At 54.9% G+C, this 14,082-nt stretch carries 15 protein-coding genes; 7 read left to right on the forward strand and 8 right to left on the reverse strand.

Annotated elements, in window-relative coordinates:
- Positions 1-23 precede the first annotated feature (23 nt).
- The 7 genes from ACWWFX_RS16230 to sapA form a co-directional block, all read right to left on the reverse strand.
- A complete protein-coding gene (locus ACWWFX_RS16230; protein ID WP_473224260.1) occupies positions 24-1,181 on the reverse strand; it encodes a CMD domain-containing protein in 1,158 nt (385 codons plus the stop codon).
- 194 nt (positions 1,182-1,375) lie between these two features.
- Positions 1,376-2,164 (reverse strand): enoyl-ACP reductase FabI, encoded by a 789-nt coding sequence (fabI, locus tag ACWWFX_RS16235; protein ID WP_015964629.1) that lies wholly within the window; start codon positions 2,162-2,164, stop codon positions 1,376-1,378.
- A 159-nt stretch (positions 2,165-2,323) separates the two neighbouring features.
- A complete protein-coding gene (gene sapF / locus ACWWFX_RS16240) occupies positions 2,324-3,130 on the reverse strand; it encodes a putrescine export ABC transporter ATP-binding protein SapF (protein WP_015964628.1) in 807 nt (268 codons plus the stop codon).
- 1 nt (position 3,131) lies between these two features.
- Positions 3,132-4,124 carry a putrescine export ABC transporter ATP-binding protein SapD gene (gene sapD / locus ACWWFX_RS16245; RefSeq protein WP_015964627.1) on the reverse strand — a complete coding sequence of 331 codons (993 nt, stop codon included), beginning with the start codon at positions 4,122-4,124 and terminating at the stop codon, positions 3,132-3,134.
- Positions 4,124-5,014, reverse strand: a complete 891-nt coding sequence (sapC, locus tag ACWWFX_RS16250; RefSeq protein WP_473224261.1) for a putrescine export ABC transporter permease SapC — start codon at positions 5,012-5,014, stop codon at positions 4,124-4,126. Before sapC ends, sapD begins: the two co-directional genes overlap by 1 nt.
- The gene (gene sapB / locus ACWWFX_RS16255) at positions 5,001-5,966 is read right to left on the reverse strand and encodes a putrescine export ABC transporter permease SapB (RefSeq protein ID WP_015964625.1); all 966 of its coding nucleotides are present in this window, start codon (positions 5,964-5,966) and stop codon (positions 5,001-5,003) included. The genes sapC and sapB overlap by 14 nt, the downstream gene beginning before the upstream one ends.
- Positions 5,963-7,612: an ABC transporter substrate-binding protein SapA gene (gene sapA, locus ACWWFX_RS16260; RefSeq protein WP_276221546.1), complete on the reverse strand. Its 1,650-nt coding sequence runs from the start codon at positions 7,610-7,612 to the stop codon at positions 5,963-5,965. The genes sapB and sapA overlap by 4 nt, the downstream gene beginning before the upstream one ends.
- A gap of 519 nt (positions 7,613-8,131) precedes the next feature.
- Between sapA and ACWWFX_RS16265 the strand changes: the two genes are divergently transcribed.
- Positions 8,132-8,836, forward strand: coding sequence for a metallophosphoesterase (locus tag ACWWFX_RS16265; RefSeq protein ID WP_473224262.1), 705 nt, complete (start codon positions 8,132-8,134; stop codon positions 8,834-8,836).
- Here the strand turns inward: ACWWFX_RS16265 and pspF are convergent.
- The gene (pspF, locus tag ACWWFX_RS16270; protein ID WP_473224263.1) at positions 8,790-9,764 is read right to left on the reverse strand and encodes a phage shock protein operon transcriptional activator; all 975 of its coding nucleotides are present in this window, start codon (positions 9,762-9,764) and stop codon (positions 8,790-8,792) included. The two genes, ACWWFX_RS16265 and pspF, sit on opposite strands and share 47 nt — an antisense overlap.
- A 166-nt stretch (positions 9,765-9,930) precedes the next feature.
- Here pspF and pspA point away from each other — a divergent pair, with 166 nt between their 5' ends.
- From pspA to ACWWFX_RS16300, 6 genes are all read left to right on the forward strand, one after another.
- Complete coding sequence (pspA, locus tag ACWWFX_RS16275; RefSeq protein WP_276221541.1) at positions 9,931-10,599, forward strand: phage shock protein PspA; 669 nt, start codon at positions 9,931-9,933, stop codon at positions 10,597-10,599.
- A 51-nt stretch (positions 10,600-10,650) separates the two neighbouring features.
- A complete protein-coding gene (pspB, locus tag ACWWFX_RS16280; protein WP_015964615.1) occupies positions 10,651-10,875 on the forward strand; it encodes an envelope stress response membrane protein PspB in 225 nt (74 codons plus the stop codon).
- Entirely contained in the window at positions 10,872-11,231 is a 360-nt protein-coding gene (gene pspC, locus ACWWFX_RS16285; RefSeq protein ID WP_276221567.1) for an envelope stress response membrane protein PspC, read from the forward strand. The genes pspB and pspC overlap by 4 nt, the downstream gene beginning before the upstream one ends.
- 12 nt (positions 11,232-11,243) lie before the next feature.
- Complete coding sequence (gene pspD, locus ACWWFX_RS16290; protein WP_015964613.1) at positions 11,244-11,468, forward strand: phage shock protein PspD; 225 nt, start codon at positions 11,244-11,246, stop codon at positions 11,466-11,468.
- Positions 11,469-11,592: 124 nt separating this feature from the next.
- The gene (locus ACWWFX_RS16295) at positions 11,593-12,990 is read left to right on the forward strand and encodes a YcjX family GTP-binding protein (RefSeq protein ID WP_276221537.1); all 1,398 of its coding nucleotides are present in this window, start codon (positions 11,593-11,595) and stop codon (positions 12,988-12,990) included.
- Positions 12,987-14,039 (forward strand): TIGR01620 family protein, encoded by a 1,053-nt coding sequence (locus ACWWFX_RS16300; protein WP_473224264.1) that lies wholly within the window; start codon positions 12,987-12,989, stop codon positions 14,037-14,039. The genes ACWWFX_RS16295 and ACWWFX_RS16300 overlap by 4 nt, the downstream gene beginning before the upstream one ends.
- The last annotated feature ends 43 nt before the right edge of the window (positions 14,040-14,082 follow it).

Consider the following 14,082-nt stretch of genomic DNA (forward strand, 5'->3'; position numbering starts at 1 on the left):
GCGGCAAGCGCTCTTTCATCCTTTTACGCAGGTTGCCGCTCGCTTCTCAGCGCGATCCGCAATCGATTTAACCAGCCAAATAGCGCGCTCCAGGCGAGGAGCGTCGTGCTCTCTTCCGTGCTGACTCCGTTATCCGTCAGTGACGCAAATTGTGCAGGGCTAAAACGGTCAGGCGCGCGCGTTAACAGGCCAATAGCCTGGGTCACGGCCTGTTCGCGCGGATATTGATGACACCACGCCTGTACAGCACGATCGCCATTACGAATAGCATCGGGAAGCCCGCGGGCGCCTTGCCATTGCGCGCTGTAGTGATTGAAACAGCTCACGCTGCCGTTAATGCGTGCAGGGACCAGCGCCGCCAGCGCGTGCAAGGGAGGATTTGCGGGCAGCGTGCCGATGAGTTGCCCAAGACAATCCAGAATTGTTTCCTCGTGCGCTAACAGCGGAGCTAACGCATACAGCGTCGGCTGTGATTGCCAGCGCAGGAGCGATTGCGCCTGGGTTTTGCTTGCATAACGCGCATCGACGGCGGGCAAATCGCTCAGCCATTCGCTTTCTGTCGCCACGAACACTTCAGCGGCGGCATCTTCCTGTGTCGGCATGCCGGGTATCCAGCGAACGGGTTGCCCCAGTTGGGCCTGAAAAATCGCCACTACTCGCGCCTGGAAGCCGACAAAACCCACAATCTGATTAATCAAAATAATGTCATAGGTGGTTAACCCGACTTCGTCGAGTTGCTGTCGTGCCAGAGGCGTGATTACAGAAGGGGAACTGGCAAGCTGACGGGCGTACTGGGTAATCTGGGCAAGGCGATGGTTGCTTTCGCGTGACGAATCAGGGCCTGGGAGCGGCGCCAGGCGGGCGGCATAGTGATTACAGAGCCGTTGTACCCCGCAGACCTGTGCGACCGTCAGCGCGCTGCTCAGGCGGTCATAGGCGCTGAATGTCCGTAAGCGGCTGACCGCAACTTCATCCGGGAACAGTTTATTCGCCAGATTCCGGCAGGCGTTAAGCCAGGGAGTACAGTCGCGTTGTAGCGATTCCGGCAGCAACAGCCCCAATAAAAAACGGTCTTCAACGTGAGCGGCTTCAGGCACAAGGGGCAGAACATCACTGTGTTGCGATCGGGACTGGGTCTCATGATACCAGTGGCTTTTACCGTAAGCGCGGCGTTGCTCCATGGGCATTCCTTGAATGGTAAGTGGCGAACCGATGCAAGAATGAGAGGCAACACCGGATCGTTATGGATAAATATCCTGGCGTAAGCGCGCGATAGGAGAAAATATTGTTCGGTGCTAATTAATAACTTACTGGAATAACAGAGGGAAAAACGGGGGAGGGGAAACCCTTCCGCCATCGCGGAAGGGTAAAGAACTTATTTCAGTTCCAGTTCGTTCATTGCAGCGATGCTGAAGCCGCCATCAACGTGAACCACTTCACCGGAGATACCGGCTGAGAGGTTGGAGCACAGGAATGCAGCAGAATTACCCACATCTTCAATGGTAACGGTACGACGAATCGGGGTAACCGCTTCGCAGTGCGCCAGCATTTTACGGAAATCTTTGATACCGGAAGCCGCCAGCGTACGGATCGGGCCCGCAGAGATGGCGTTAACACGGATACCTTCCGGGCCCATAGCGTTAGCCATGTAGCGAACGTTAGCTTCCAGAGACGCTTTAGCCAGACCCATCACGTTGTAGTTAGGAATCGCGCGTTCTGCACCCAGGTAGGACAGGGTCAGCAGAGCTGAATCCGGGTTCAGCATGCTGCGGCAGGCTTTCGCCATTGCAACAAAGCTGTATGCGCTGATGTCGTGCGCAATTTTGAAGCCTTCGCGGGTGACGGCGTTAACATAGTCGCCATCTAACTGGTCAGCCGGCGCGTAGCCGATGGAGTGAACGAAACCGTCAAATTTCGGCCAAACTTTCGCCAGTTCAGTGAACAGGGATTCGATGCTTTCATCTTCAGCCACGTCACACGGCAGCACGATGCTGGAGTTCAGTTGTGCAGCAAACTCTTCTACGCGGCCTTTCAGTTTCTCGTTCTGATAGGTGAACGCCAGTTCAGCCCCTTCACGGTGCATCGCTTGCGCAATACCGTATGCGATGGACAGTTTGCTGGCAACGCCAGTCACCAGAATGCGCTTACCGGAAAGAAAACCCATAGCTTTTAATCCTTATATTCATTGTTATGGCGACCTGCCTGAAAACGGCGAGCCGTCGTTAAATCGCGGCGATTCTAGCATGAGTCGCCGGGAGAGTTAATCCGACCACTTCATCTCTGTCGGATTGGACGTGAAAACTTTGCCAATGGTGGCTGACAATTATCTGTCTTTTCGCCACGCATCTGCCGTTAATGCTTCGCCAAAATGCCCAGCGATCAAGCGCTTAGTCAGGTCGTGCAGCGGTGACGCCAGCACATCTGCGGTACTGCCGCGTTCGACCACTTCACCCTGGTGCATCACCAGCACCTGGTCGCTAATATGCTTCATCATGCCTAAATGCTGGGTCACATAGATATATGAAATACCCTGTTTCTCCTGCAACTCCAGCATCAGGTTTACCAGCTGTGAGCGCATCGACATATCCAGCGAGGCCAGCGCTTCATCGCAGACAATCACTTTAGGACGCAGAATCAGCGCGCGCGCCAGCCCCAGACGCTGTTTCTGTCCTGGCGCCAGCATATGCGGGTAATAGCTGACGTGATCCGGCAGCAGCCCAACCATACGCAGCGTTTCAATGATTCGCTTCCGGCGATCCTCCGCTTCGAGCTCGGTGTTCAGGCGCAGCGGGAAATCGAGAATCTGCGAAATTCGCTGACGTGGATTCAACGACGTTGACGGGTCCTGGAAAATCATACGAATACGCTGGCTACGGAAGGAGTAATCACCATAGTGCAGGGGATGATCGTCAATCAGTAGCTCACCGGTGGTCGGCTCAATCATTCCGGCGAGCATTTTCGCCAGCGTCGATTTCCCCGAGCCGTTTTCGCCGATGATCGCCAGCGTCTGTTTTTCACGCAGCGTAAAGCTGAGCGGTTTGACCGCCTGAAGCGTCTGACGATGAAACCAGCCAGTACGATAGCGGAAAGTTTTACTCAGATTGCGCACTTCAAGTAATGTTTCGACCACGTCACTCTCTCTCCATGTTCAGCGGAAAATGACAGGCGAAAAGATGGTTTTTCGCACCGGTCAAACGCGGCGTTTCTATGCATTCCCGCTGTGCATAAGGGCAACGCGGCCCCAGGCGGCAGCCGATCGGCAACTGCTCCAGCAAGGGGATCGCGCCCGGCATGGTATTCAGGCGGCTTTTGTGCGGCATCGGGCTTCCAAAGTCAGGGATGGCGCGAATTAATGCCTGCGTATACGGATGATGGGGAATGGTCACCAGGTCTTCACTGGGCGCCGTTTCCACCGTTTGCCCGCAATACATGACGTTGATTTTATCCGCCCATTTGGTGAGCATTTGCAAATCATGCGAAATCAACAGAATCGTGGTGTTGTTGTTCTGGTTCAGGCGCGTCAGCAGGCGGAAAATCTGTGCCTGGGTGGTCGGTTCCATGGCGTTAGTCGGCTCATCGGCAATCAACAAACGCGGCTGATTCGCCAGGGCGATGGCAATCATCACTTTCTGGCATTCACCTTCCGTCAGCTCGTACGGGAAGCTGCGCATGGCGTCTTTATGATCTTTAATCCCGACGCGGTGCAGCAACTCGATGACACGACGCTTACGCCAGCCAAAACGCTGCCACCAGCGGCCTTTGTAGGTCCAGCCGGGAATGTTCTGCTTGAGCTGCTTACCGATGCGTTCTGACGGGTCGAGACAGGATTGCGGCTCCTGGAAAATCATCGACACGTTATGACCGACCAGCTTGCGACGCTCTCGGTTAGAGAGGCGTAGAAGGTCGATATCATCAAAGCGCATGCGGTCTGCGGTGACGCGCCAGTTATCTTTATTGACGCCGCAAATCGCTTTGGCAATCAGGCTTTTCCCCGAGCCGGATTCGCCAACCAGCCCGCGAATTTCACCTTCAGCCAGCGTCATACTGACGCGGTCAACGGCTTTCACCCAGCCTTCGTTGGTTTTCAGCTCGATGGTTAAATTACGAATATCCAGTAACGGCATTATTCCACCCCCGTGTTAATGGCACGGCGAATACCGTCGCCCAGCAGGTTAACCAGCAGTACGCTAATCATAATCGCCGCACCTGGCAGCATTACCGTCCACGGCGCAACGTAGATGAGTTCCAGCGCATCGCCCAGCATCGCGCCCCATTCCGGAGACGGTAGCTGCGCGCCAAGGTCGAGAAAACCGAGCGCGGCAATATCCAGAATCGCCATCGACAACGCGCGGGTGATTTCTGTCACAAGACCCGCCGCGATATTTGGCAAAATCGCGAACCACAAAATATTCAGCGTTGATGCGCCATCCAGACGGGCGGCCACCACATAATCACGCTCAAGCTCATCGTGCACCATGCTGTAAATGGAACGCACCATGCGCGGTAACAATGCCAGCCAGACGGCAAACATGGCATGCGACAGATGCGGCCCGGCGAACGCGACGACGATAATCGCCAGCAGCAATGACGGAATAGAGAGCAGGGTGTCGAGGATATGGTTCAGCATAGCGGAACGCAGGCCATGCGTTGACCCGGCGAGAACGCCGAGAACCAGCCCACACAGCGTGGCGGCCAACGTCACCACAAAGGCGCCGCCCACGGTCGGTGCAGCACCGCTAAGCAAGCGGCTTAGCACATCGCGGCCGAGATCGTCCGTGCCAAGGAAGAAGGAGACTTCGCCATAGCGCGACCACGACGGCGGCAGCAGTTGGTAACCGAGAAACTGCTGATCGATACCATACGGCGCGAACCAGCTTCCGAATACGCACAGCAGCACCAGCCCGCCGCAGCCGTAAAGGCCAATCATCGCGGTAGTGTCGCCGTAGAATTTACGCCACACGGTACGCAGCGCACCGGGCGGGCGCTTCTCGATGTAGACGCTATCGTAAGGCATACCATTCCTTATGTTTCAGAGGGTTAGCCATTGCACCCAAAATATCAGAGATGACGTTTACCACAATCACCAGTGCGCCAATCACCATCACACCCGCAGAAATCGCGGCGTAATCTTGCTGGCGAATCGCGTTAATCATCCAGCGTCCCAGCCCGGGCCAGCTAAAGACCATCTCGGTAATCATCGCCAGCGTCAGCATGGTGGAGAATTGCAGCCCTAAACGCGGGATTACCGGCGGCAGCGCGTTATGCAGCACATGACGACGCAAGATGGTTAACCGGGAGACGCCGCGTGTCGCGGCGGCTTTCACGTAGTTGGAATCGAATACCGCCATGGTGCTTAAACGCATCAGACGCACCACTTCGGTTGTCGGAGCCACCGCCAGCGTCAGAACCGGCAGCACCATATGACGCAGCGCGCTGGCAATCATCTCTTCACGCCAGGGCGAATCAGAGAGCCAGGCGTCAATCAGTGCAAATCCGGTCACGCTTTTGACCTGATAAAGCAGATCAAAACGCCCGGAAACCGGCAGCCAACCGAGCGTCAGCGAGAAGAAAAGGGTGAACAGCAGGGCCAGCCAGAACACGGGCACAGAAAAACCGACCAGCGCCAGCGCGCTGATTAATTTGTCCTGCCATTTATTGCGCGTAATACCGGCTACCATTCCCACCGGAATACCGACCAGTAGGGCAAAACCGAAGGCGAGGATACACAGCTCCATCGTCGCCGGGAAAACCTCTTTAAGCTGTTCGGAAATCAGCTGGCCGTTGATGCTCGAAACGCCGAAATCCCAGTGCAGTACGCCGTTAAACCAGAACACCAGCGCATTCCAGAACGATGCGCCCTGTAAAGGCGCATGCGGCGTGAAATAGCTCAGGCTGAAGCCGACCAGCGCAAGAAGGAAGAGCGTCACCAGCAGAAGCAGCAAACGACGAAGGGTAAAAATGATCATGGCTTTTTCACCTTTTCTTCTTTCTCACGCGAGACGCCCGCAAACGAGGCGTTGCCGAACGGGCTCAGCACCAGGCCTTTAATATCATAGCGATAGGCCTGTAAACGCAGTGATGAGGCCAGCGGCAGCACCGGCAATTCGCGCGCCAGAATCTGCTGGGCTTCATCGTAAGCATCGATGCGCGACGCCAGCTGTTGTGAGGCCAGGGCTTTACGCAGTACGTCATCGAACTCGCGGTTACACCAGTGGGCAAAGTTGGTTTGCGAGGATATGGCCGCGCAGCTCAGCAACGGGCGGAAGAAACTGTCCGGGTCGTTACTGTCTGTCGCCCAACCGGACAACGTCAAATCATGGTTCATATCCATCAGGCGCGCCTCCTGGAAACGGCCTTCAACCGGCACAATCACTACCTTCACGCCAACCTGCGCCATATCGGCCTGAATCAGTTCGGCGGTTTTCAGTGGGCTGGGGTTCCACGCCTGGGAACTGGTCGGCACCCACAACTGAAGCGTCAGGTTTTCCGCACCCAGCGACTTCAGCAACTGGCGTGATTTTTCCGGATTGTATTCAGTAATTTTAGCCTCGTTATCGTAAGCCCAGGAGGCGCGAGGCAAAATTGAGGCCGCTGTTTCCGCCGTACCATAATAAATAGACTGCATCAGGCGCTGGTTGTTAATTGATAGGGCCAGCGCGTGGCGAATTTCCGGATTATTCAGCGGTGGTTTATCGGTATTAAACGCCAGATAGGCGATGTTCATCCCTGGACGCAGCGTCAGGCGCAGACGTGGGTCGTCACGCAGAATGGTTAACTGGCTGGCGGCAGGCCAGGCCAGCACATCACACTCACCGGTCAGCAGTTTCGATAAGCGACCGGTACCGCCGGAGCCTAAATCAACAACAACCTGCGGCATCAGGGGCTTGCCGCGCCAGAAATTTTCGTGACGTTGTAACCGAATATATTGCCCGGTGCGATACTCATCGAGCAGGAATGGCCCGGTGCCCACAGGCTGGCGATCGAGCAGCTCTTCGTGGTCCTGCTTCGCCAGTTGGTTGGCATATTCTGATGACATGACGGAAGCATAGTGGGTCGCCAGATGCCATAAGAAGGAGGCATCCGGGCGATTAAGACGGAATTCTACCGTGTGGCTGTCGAGTTTACGCACGCTCTGAACCGTATCAGCGAATTGTAAACTGTCGAAATAAGGGAAGTTGCCGCCATTGACGTTATGCCATGGGTGATTACGGTCAAAGATACGCTCGAAGGTGAAGACGACATCGTCTGCATTGAGATTTCTGGACGGCTTAAACCAGCGGGTGGTCTGGAACTGTACGTCGTTACGCAGGTGGAAGCGGTAGGTTGCGCCGTTGTCCAGCACCTCCCAGCGTTCCGCCAGTTCCGGTACCAGACGATAAGTATACGGGTCGACATCCAGCAGGCGATCATAAAGCTGGGCCGCCAGCGTATCGACAATAAGACCGCTGCCTGCTTTTTGCGGGTTAAACGTGTTGACCTGTCCACTGACACAGTAGACAAAGCCGCTATCGCGAATGTCGGCATTGGCGGGCAGGGAAGCGGGCGGCGCGGCAATCGCCTGACCACAAACTAACCCTAACGCTGCCAGGAGTGATGACAAATTCAGGCGCATAATTCTTTTGTATTTTAGAGTGATCTGCAAAGTGTATCGCACTTCAGGCGCTCAGGTACAAATGTCTGAAAACAACTGCTGAAAAAGCCGCCAGATTGCAGGGTTGGTGTCGCCGAATTGGGCAAAATACGGAATATAAAAGCCTATGGCTGCGAAATTCATCGATTTTACAGACGCTGTTTTTTAATCCGCTTCCGTGGTCGATTAAACCAGGACATTACCCCGGAGAAAAGCAGCACCACCCACACGCATTCGTGCAAAAAAACGCCGATATAGACGCGATTGAAGATGAAAAGCAGGTACAGGATCGTTACACAGCAAAAAATCGTGAAGCTATAGCGAAAGGTTTTAGCGCGCATAATGGGGTTTCGATTGATAAAGATAAGTGATTATACGATCACAATCATTCGTAGATGTAGTGAGTTTTTCGAACGCGAGGTTCGTCCTCATCAACGACTAAGTGGCCTAAACTTTACCTAACCCCTTTTTTCATCTTATCGACGACGTCGGGAGGTGACAATGAGCCTCTATCAACGTATTCATGGCGACCTCTGGCGCAATATCTGGGTGGTGGGCGATCTCCACGGCTGCTACGGATTATTGATGCAACATCTTGACCGCGTGGCGTTTCAGCCTATGCAGGATCTGCTGATTTCGGTGGGGGATTTAATCGATCGGGGAAGTGAAGATGTAGAATGCCTGATGTTGCTGAATCAGCCCTGGTTCCGGGCGGTGCGCGGTAATCATGAGGAGATGATGCTGGACGCCCTGGAGGGGAACGGTCACGCAAATCTGTGGGTGGCCAACGGTGGTGGATGGTATTTTGACCTCAATGTGAACGAGCAAAATCGCGTGAAAACGCTGCTGTATCGTATTGCCGAATTACCATTGATTATCGAAGTGGTGACCGGGGATAAAAAAATGGTTATCTGTCACGCGGACTACCCGGATGACCATTATGCCTTCAACAAACCGGTTGACCCTTTTCAGGTTGTGTGGAACCGCCAGCGTATCAATCGCGCCCAGCGCGGTTCCATGAGTTTGATTGGTGGGGCCGATCAGTTTTTCTTTGGCCACACGCCTGTACGTAAACCCTTTAAATCCGCCAATCAGCTCTACATTGATACGGGCGCCGTGTTTTGCGGCAACCTGACGCTGATTCAGCTTCAGCATCGCGTTAAAGCTGATGCTTCTTCAGTAACGCCCGTAACTGGTGATAGGTGAGCCCAAGCAATTCCGCCGCCTGCTTCTGATTAAACCGCGCCTGCTGCAAACTCTTTTGCAGCAGATCTTTTTCCTGATCCAATTGAAACTGGCGTAAATCGAGCGGTAATTCAGGCGTGTTTTGGCTGCTTTTTTCCACGGCTTTTAGCTCACTTCGCCGTTGGAAAGGATCGATAATAATGTCGTCCAGCGGGATTTCGCTGCTGCCATGTCGATAAACGGAGCGCTCTACAACGTTTTTCAGTTCACGAATATTGCCTGGCCAGCGATAGCCCATCAAAGTTTCACGGGCATGCTCGGTGAAGCCTGGAAACAGCGGCATCCCCAGTTCACGGCACATCTGAATAGCGAAGTGGTTTGCCATCAGCATGATGTCGCTTTGACGCTCGCGCAGCGGTGGGAGCTGTACGACGTCAAAGGCTAACCGATCAAGCAGGTCGGCGCGGAACGTACCGTCTTCTACCATCTGTGGTAAATCGGCATTGGTGGCGCACACCAGACGCACATTAACCTGCAACGGCTGGCTGCCGCCGACGCGCTCCAGCTCACCATATTCAATTACGCGCAGCAGTTTTTCCTGCACCAGCATAGGGGCGGTCGCCAGTTCATCGAGAAACAGTGTGCCGCCATCAGCGCGCTCAAAACGCCCCGGATGTCGCTTTTGCGCGCCGGTAAATGCGCCTGCTTCATGGCCGAATAATTCCGAATCGAGCAGATTTTCATTTAGCGCCGCGCAGTTAAGCGAGATAAACGGCCCTTGCCAGCAGGAGGAGAGATAATGCAGACGGTTAGCAATCAGCTCTTTCCCCGTACCGCGTTCACCGATGATCAAAACCGGTTTATCCAGTGGCGCGAGGCGTGAAACCTGCTCCAGCACTTCCAGAAAGCCGTTGGCTTCGCCGAGAAGATTGTCTTTGTATTCTGCCATGATGAAATTCACCACTTGTTAGTGTAATTCGCTAATTCACTCTACGTCTAAAGCGGGTAAATTTCAATCACCCTTAGCAGAATCAATAAGATACAAAGTTGGCACGCGACTTGTATTATCCATACAGCAGGCTAATGCCTAAAACAGAAATTATGAGGACTATATTATGGGTATCTTTTCTCGTTTTGCCGACATCGTGAACGCCAACATCAACTCCCTGCTGGAGAAAGCGGAAGACCCGCAAAAACTGGTACGTCTGATGATTCAGGAAATGGAAGACACGCTGGTGGAAGTGCGCTCTACGTCGGCGCGTGCGCTGGCAGAGAAGAAAGATCTGACGCGTCGCGTTGAGAAAGCTTTTGCACAGCAGGCCGAATGGCAGGAAAAAGCCGAACTGGCACTGCGTAAAGAGAAAGAAGATCTGGCGCGTGCGGCATTGATTGAAAAGCAGAAGCTGACCGATTTAATCACCACCCTGGAACATGAAATTACGCTGGTGGATGAAACCCTGGCGCGCATGAAGAAAGAGATTGGCGAGCTGGAAAATAAACTGAGCGAAACGCGTGCTCGTCAACAGGCTCTGGCATTGCGTCATCAGGCGGCAAACTCTTCCCGCGATGTGCGTCGTCAGTTAGACAGCGGTAAACTCGATCAGGCGATGGCGCGTTTTGAATCCTTTGAGCGCCGCATCGACCATATGGAAGCGGAAGCTGAGAGCCACCGTTTCGGCAAACAACCGTCGCTGGATCAGCAATTTGCCGAGCTGAAAGCCGATGATGAAATCGGCGAACAGCTGGCGCAGCTGAAAGCCAAAATGAAGCAGGACAACCAATAATTATTCAGGCGGCACGCGGCGTGCCGCTGCTCATCATTGTAAGGAGTACCTATGAGCGCGCTTTTTCTTGCCATTCCGCTGACATTATTTGTGTTGTTTGTTCTGCCGGTGTGGATTTGGCTGCATTACAGCAACCGCTCGCGCAGCAGTGGATTAACGCAAAATGAGCAGCAACGTCTGTTACGGCTCACCGATGATGCTCAGCGTATGCGTGAACGCATTCAGGCGCTGGAAGCAATTCTGGATGCCGAGCACCCGAACTGGAGGGATAAATAATGGCCTTAGATTTTAATAAAAAATTGTGGCGCATTCCCCAGCAGGGCATGGTGAAAGGGGTTTGCGCAGGTATCGCGCACTACCTCGATGTGCCGGTAAAACTGGTGCGGATTATTACCGTGCTGGCGATGATATTTGGCCTGTTTTTCTTTGTGGTCGTCGCCTACATCATTCTGACTTTCGCGCTTGATCCGATGCCGGAAGGTGCGATGGGCGAGGCGAACAGCCCCACCAGCAGTGAACTGCTGGATGCGGTGGATGCGCAACTTGCTGCGGGCGAACAACGTCTGCGCGAGATGGAACGCTACGTCACGTCCGATACTTTTTCGCTGCGTAGCCGTTTTCGTCAACTGTAATTGAGGATACACATGAATACTCGCTGGCAACGTGCCGGGCAACAGGTTAAACCCGGTTTAAAAATCGCAGGTAAGCTGGTGCTTCTGACCGCGTTACGTTACGGCCCGGCAGGGGTTGCTGGCTGGGCGGTGAAATCCGTCGCCCGACGTCCGTTGAAGATGCTGCTGGCCGTGGCGCTGGAGCCATTGCTGAGCCGCGCGGCAGCGAAACTGTCGAAACGGTATAACCGACAGTAAAATAAACCCAGCGGCACAACAGGGGTTGTGCCCATTGTTTTCTTTGAGCTTTTACATCTTTCCTTTTCACCCTCATGTAATATCTACCTAATACGTTTTTCCTTCAGGGCATAATGGAACCGCAATGAAGCGACTAAAAAATGAATTCAACGCGCTGGTTAATCGTGGTGTCGATAGACACCTGCGCCTCGCCGTTACCGGCCTGAGCCGCAGCGGGAAAACCGCGTTTATCACCGCGATGGTAAACCAGCTATTAAGCCTGCACGCCGGGGCGCGTTTGCCGCTGCTGAGCGCAGTGCGCGAAGAGCGTCTGATTGGCGTGAAGCGCGTGCCGCAGCGTGATATGGGCATTCCGCGCTTTACCTACGATGAAGGGCTGGCACAGCTATACGGACAACCGCCGACCTGGCCGACGCCGACGCGTGGCGTCAGTGAGATTCGCCTGGCATTACGCTTTCGCTCCAATGAATCGCTATTACGCCACTTTAAAGACACTTCGACGTTGTATCTGGAAATTGTCGACTACCCCGGCGAATGGCTACTGGATTTGCCAATGCTGGCGCAGGATTACCTGAGCTGGTCGCGGCAGATGACTGGCCTGCTACAGGGGCAACGCGGCGAGTGGTCTGCACATTGGCGTACGCTGTGCGAAGGGCTTGATCCGCTGGCTCCCGCCGATGAAAATCGTCTGGCGGCGATTGCCCAGGCGTGGACCGATTATCTGCATACCTGCAAACAGGAAGGCCTGCACTTTATCCAGCCGGGGCGCTTTGTGCTGCCGGGTGATATGGCAGGCGCGCCTGCGTTGCAGTTTTTCCCGTGGCCGGATGTCGATGGCGTCGGTGAGGCGAAACTGGCACAGGCTGATAAACACACCAACGCAGGCATGCTGCGCGAGCGTTTTAACTACTATTGCGAAAAAGTGGTGAAAGGTTTCTATAAGGAGCATTTTCTGCGCTTTGACCGTCAGATAGTGCTAGTTGACTGCCTGCAACCGCTGAACAGCGGGCCACAGGCTTTCAATGATATGCGCCTGGCCTTAACGCAGTTAATGCACAGTTTTCACTACGGCCAGCGCACGCTGTTCCGTCGGCTGTTCGCGCCCGTTATCGACAAACTGCTGTTTGCCGCTACGAAAGCGGATCACGTTACCGTCGATCAGCACAGCAACATGGTATCACTGCTACAGCAACTGATTCAGGATGCCTGGCAGAATGCGGCCTTTGAAGGCATCACCATGGATTGTCTGGGGCTGGCCTCCGTGCAGGCGACGCAAAGCGGGCTGATTGACGTAGACGGAGAGAAAATCCCGGCGCTGCGCGGTCATCGGCTCAGCGATGGTCAGCCGCTCACGGTCTATCCGGGGGAAGTTCCCGCGCGCTTGCCGGGGCAGGCGTTCTGGGATAAGCAGGGCTTTCAGTTTGAGGCGTTTCGTCCGCAGGTAATGGATGTTGACCAGCCGCTTCCGCATATTCGTCTTGATGCGGCGCTGGAATTTTTGATTGGAGATAAATTGCGATGAACGAACCGTTAAAACCGCGCATCGATTTCGACGGCCCGCTGGAAGCGGAAAAAAGCGAACAATTCCGGCAGTCGCAAACCTTCGCTGACGATATCGCAGATAAGTTTGCACCTGCGGTGATTGATGAAACCCTGCCGGAAGAGGGGCAGGCGGAAGCGGTTGTGGAATCGGTGCTGCGTCCTAAACGGAGTCTGTGGCGCAAGATGGTCACCGCCGGGCTGACTATCTTTGGCATAAGCGTGGTGGCGCAGGGCGTACAGTGGACGATGAATGCCTGGCAAACTCAGGACTGGGTGGCGCTGGGCGGTTGTGCGGCCGGGGCGCTGATTGTCGGCGCGGGCGTGGGGTCGGTGGCAACGGAATGGCGGCGCCTATGGCGTTTACGCCAGCGCGCGCAGGAGCGGGACGAAGCCAAAGAACTCATGCAGAGCCACGGCGTCGGTAAAGCCCGTGCGTTTTGTGAAAAGCTGGCGCAGCAGGCGGGTATCGACCAGGCGCATCCGGCGCTGCAACGCTGGTATGCGGCGATCCACGAAACACAAAACGATCGTGAAGTGGTCAGCCTTTACGCGCATCTGGTGCAACCGGCGCTGGATGCGCAGGCGCGGCGGGAAATCAGCCGCTCTGCGGCAGAATCTGCCATGATGATTGCCGTCAGCCCGCTGGCGCTGGTGGATATGGCGTTCATCGCCTGGCGCAATTTGCGTTTAATTAATCGCATCGCCACGCTTTACGGCATTGAACTGGGTTATTACAGCCGTCTGCGCCTGTTCAAACTGGTGCTGCTCAATATCGCTTTTGCCGGGGCCAGCGAACTGGTGCGCGAAATCGGTATGGACTGGATGTCGCAGGATCTTGCCGCGCGCCTTTCCGCACGCGCCGCGCAGGGGATAGGCGCCGGGTTGCTGACCGCACGCCTGGGCATTAAGGCGATGGAACTGTGTCGCCCACTGCCGTGGATCGACAACGACAAACCTAAGCTCGGCGATTTCCGTCGCGAGTTGATTGGTCAACTAAAAGGCGTCGTTCAAAAGAGCGGCGCGAAGTAACATCTAACAGGCCGACTGCGCGTCGGCCTGTGCACATTTCCCC

It is taken from the genome of Pseudocitrobacter sp. 2023LY-00077 (assembly GCF_055796175.1).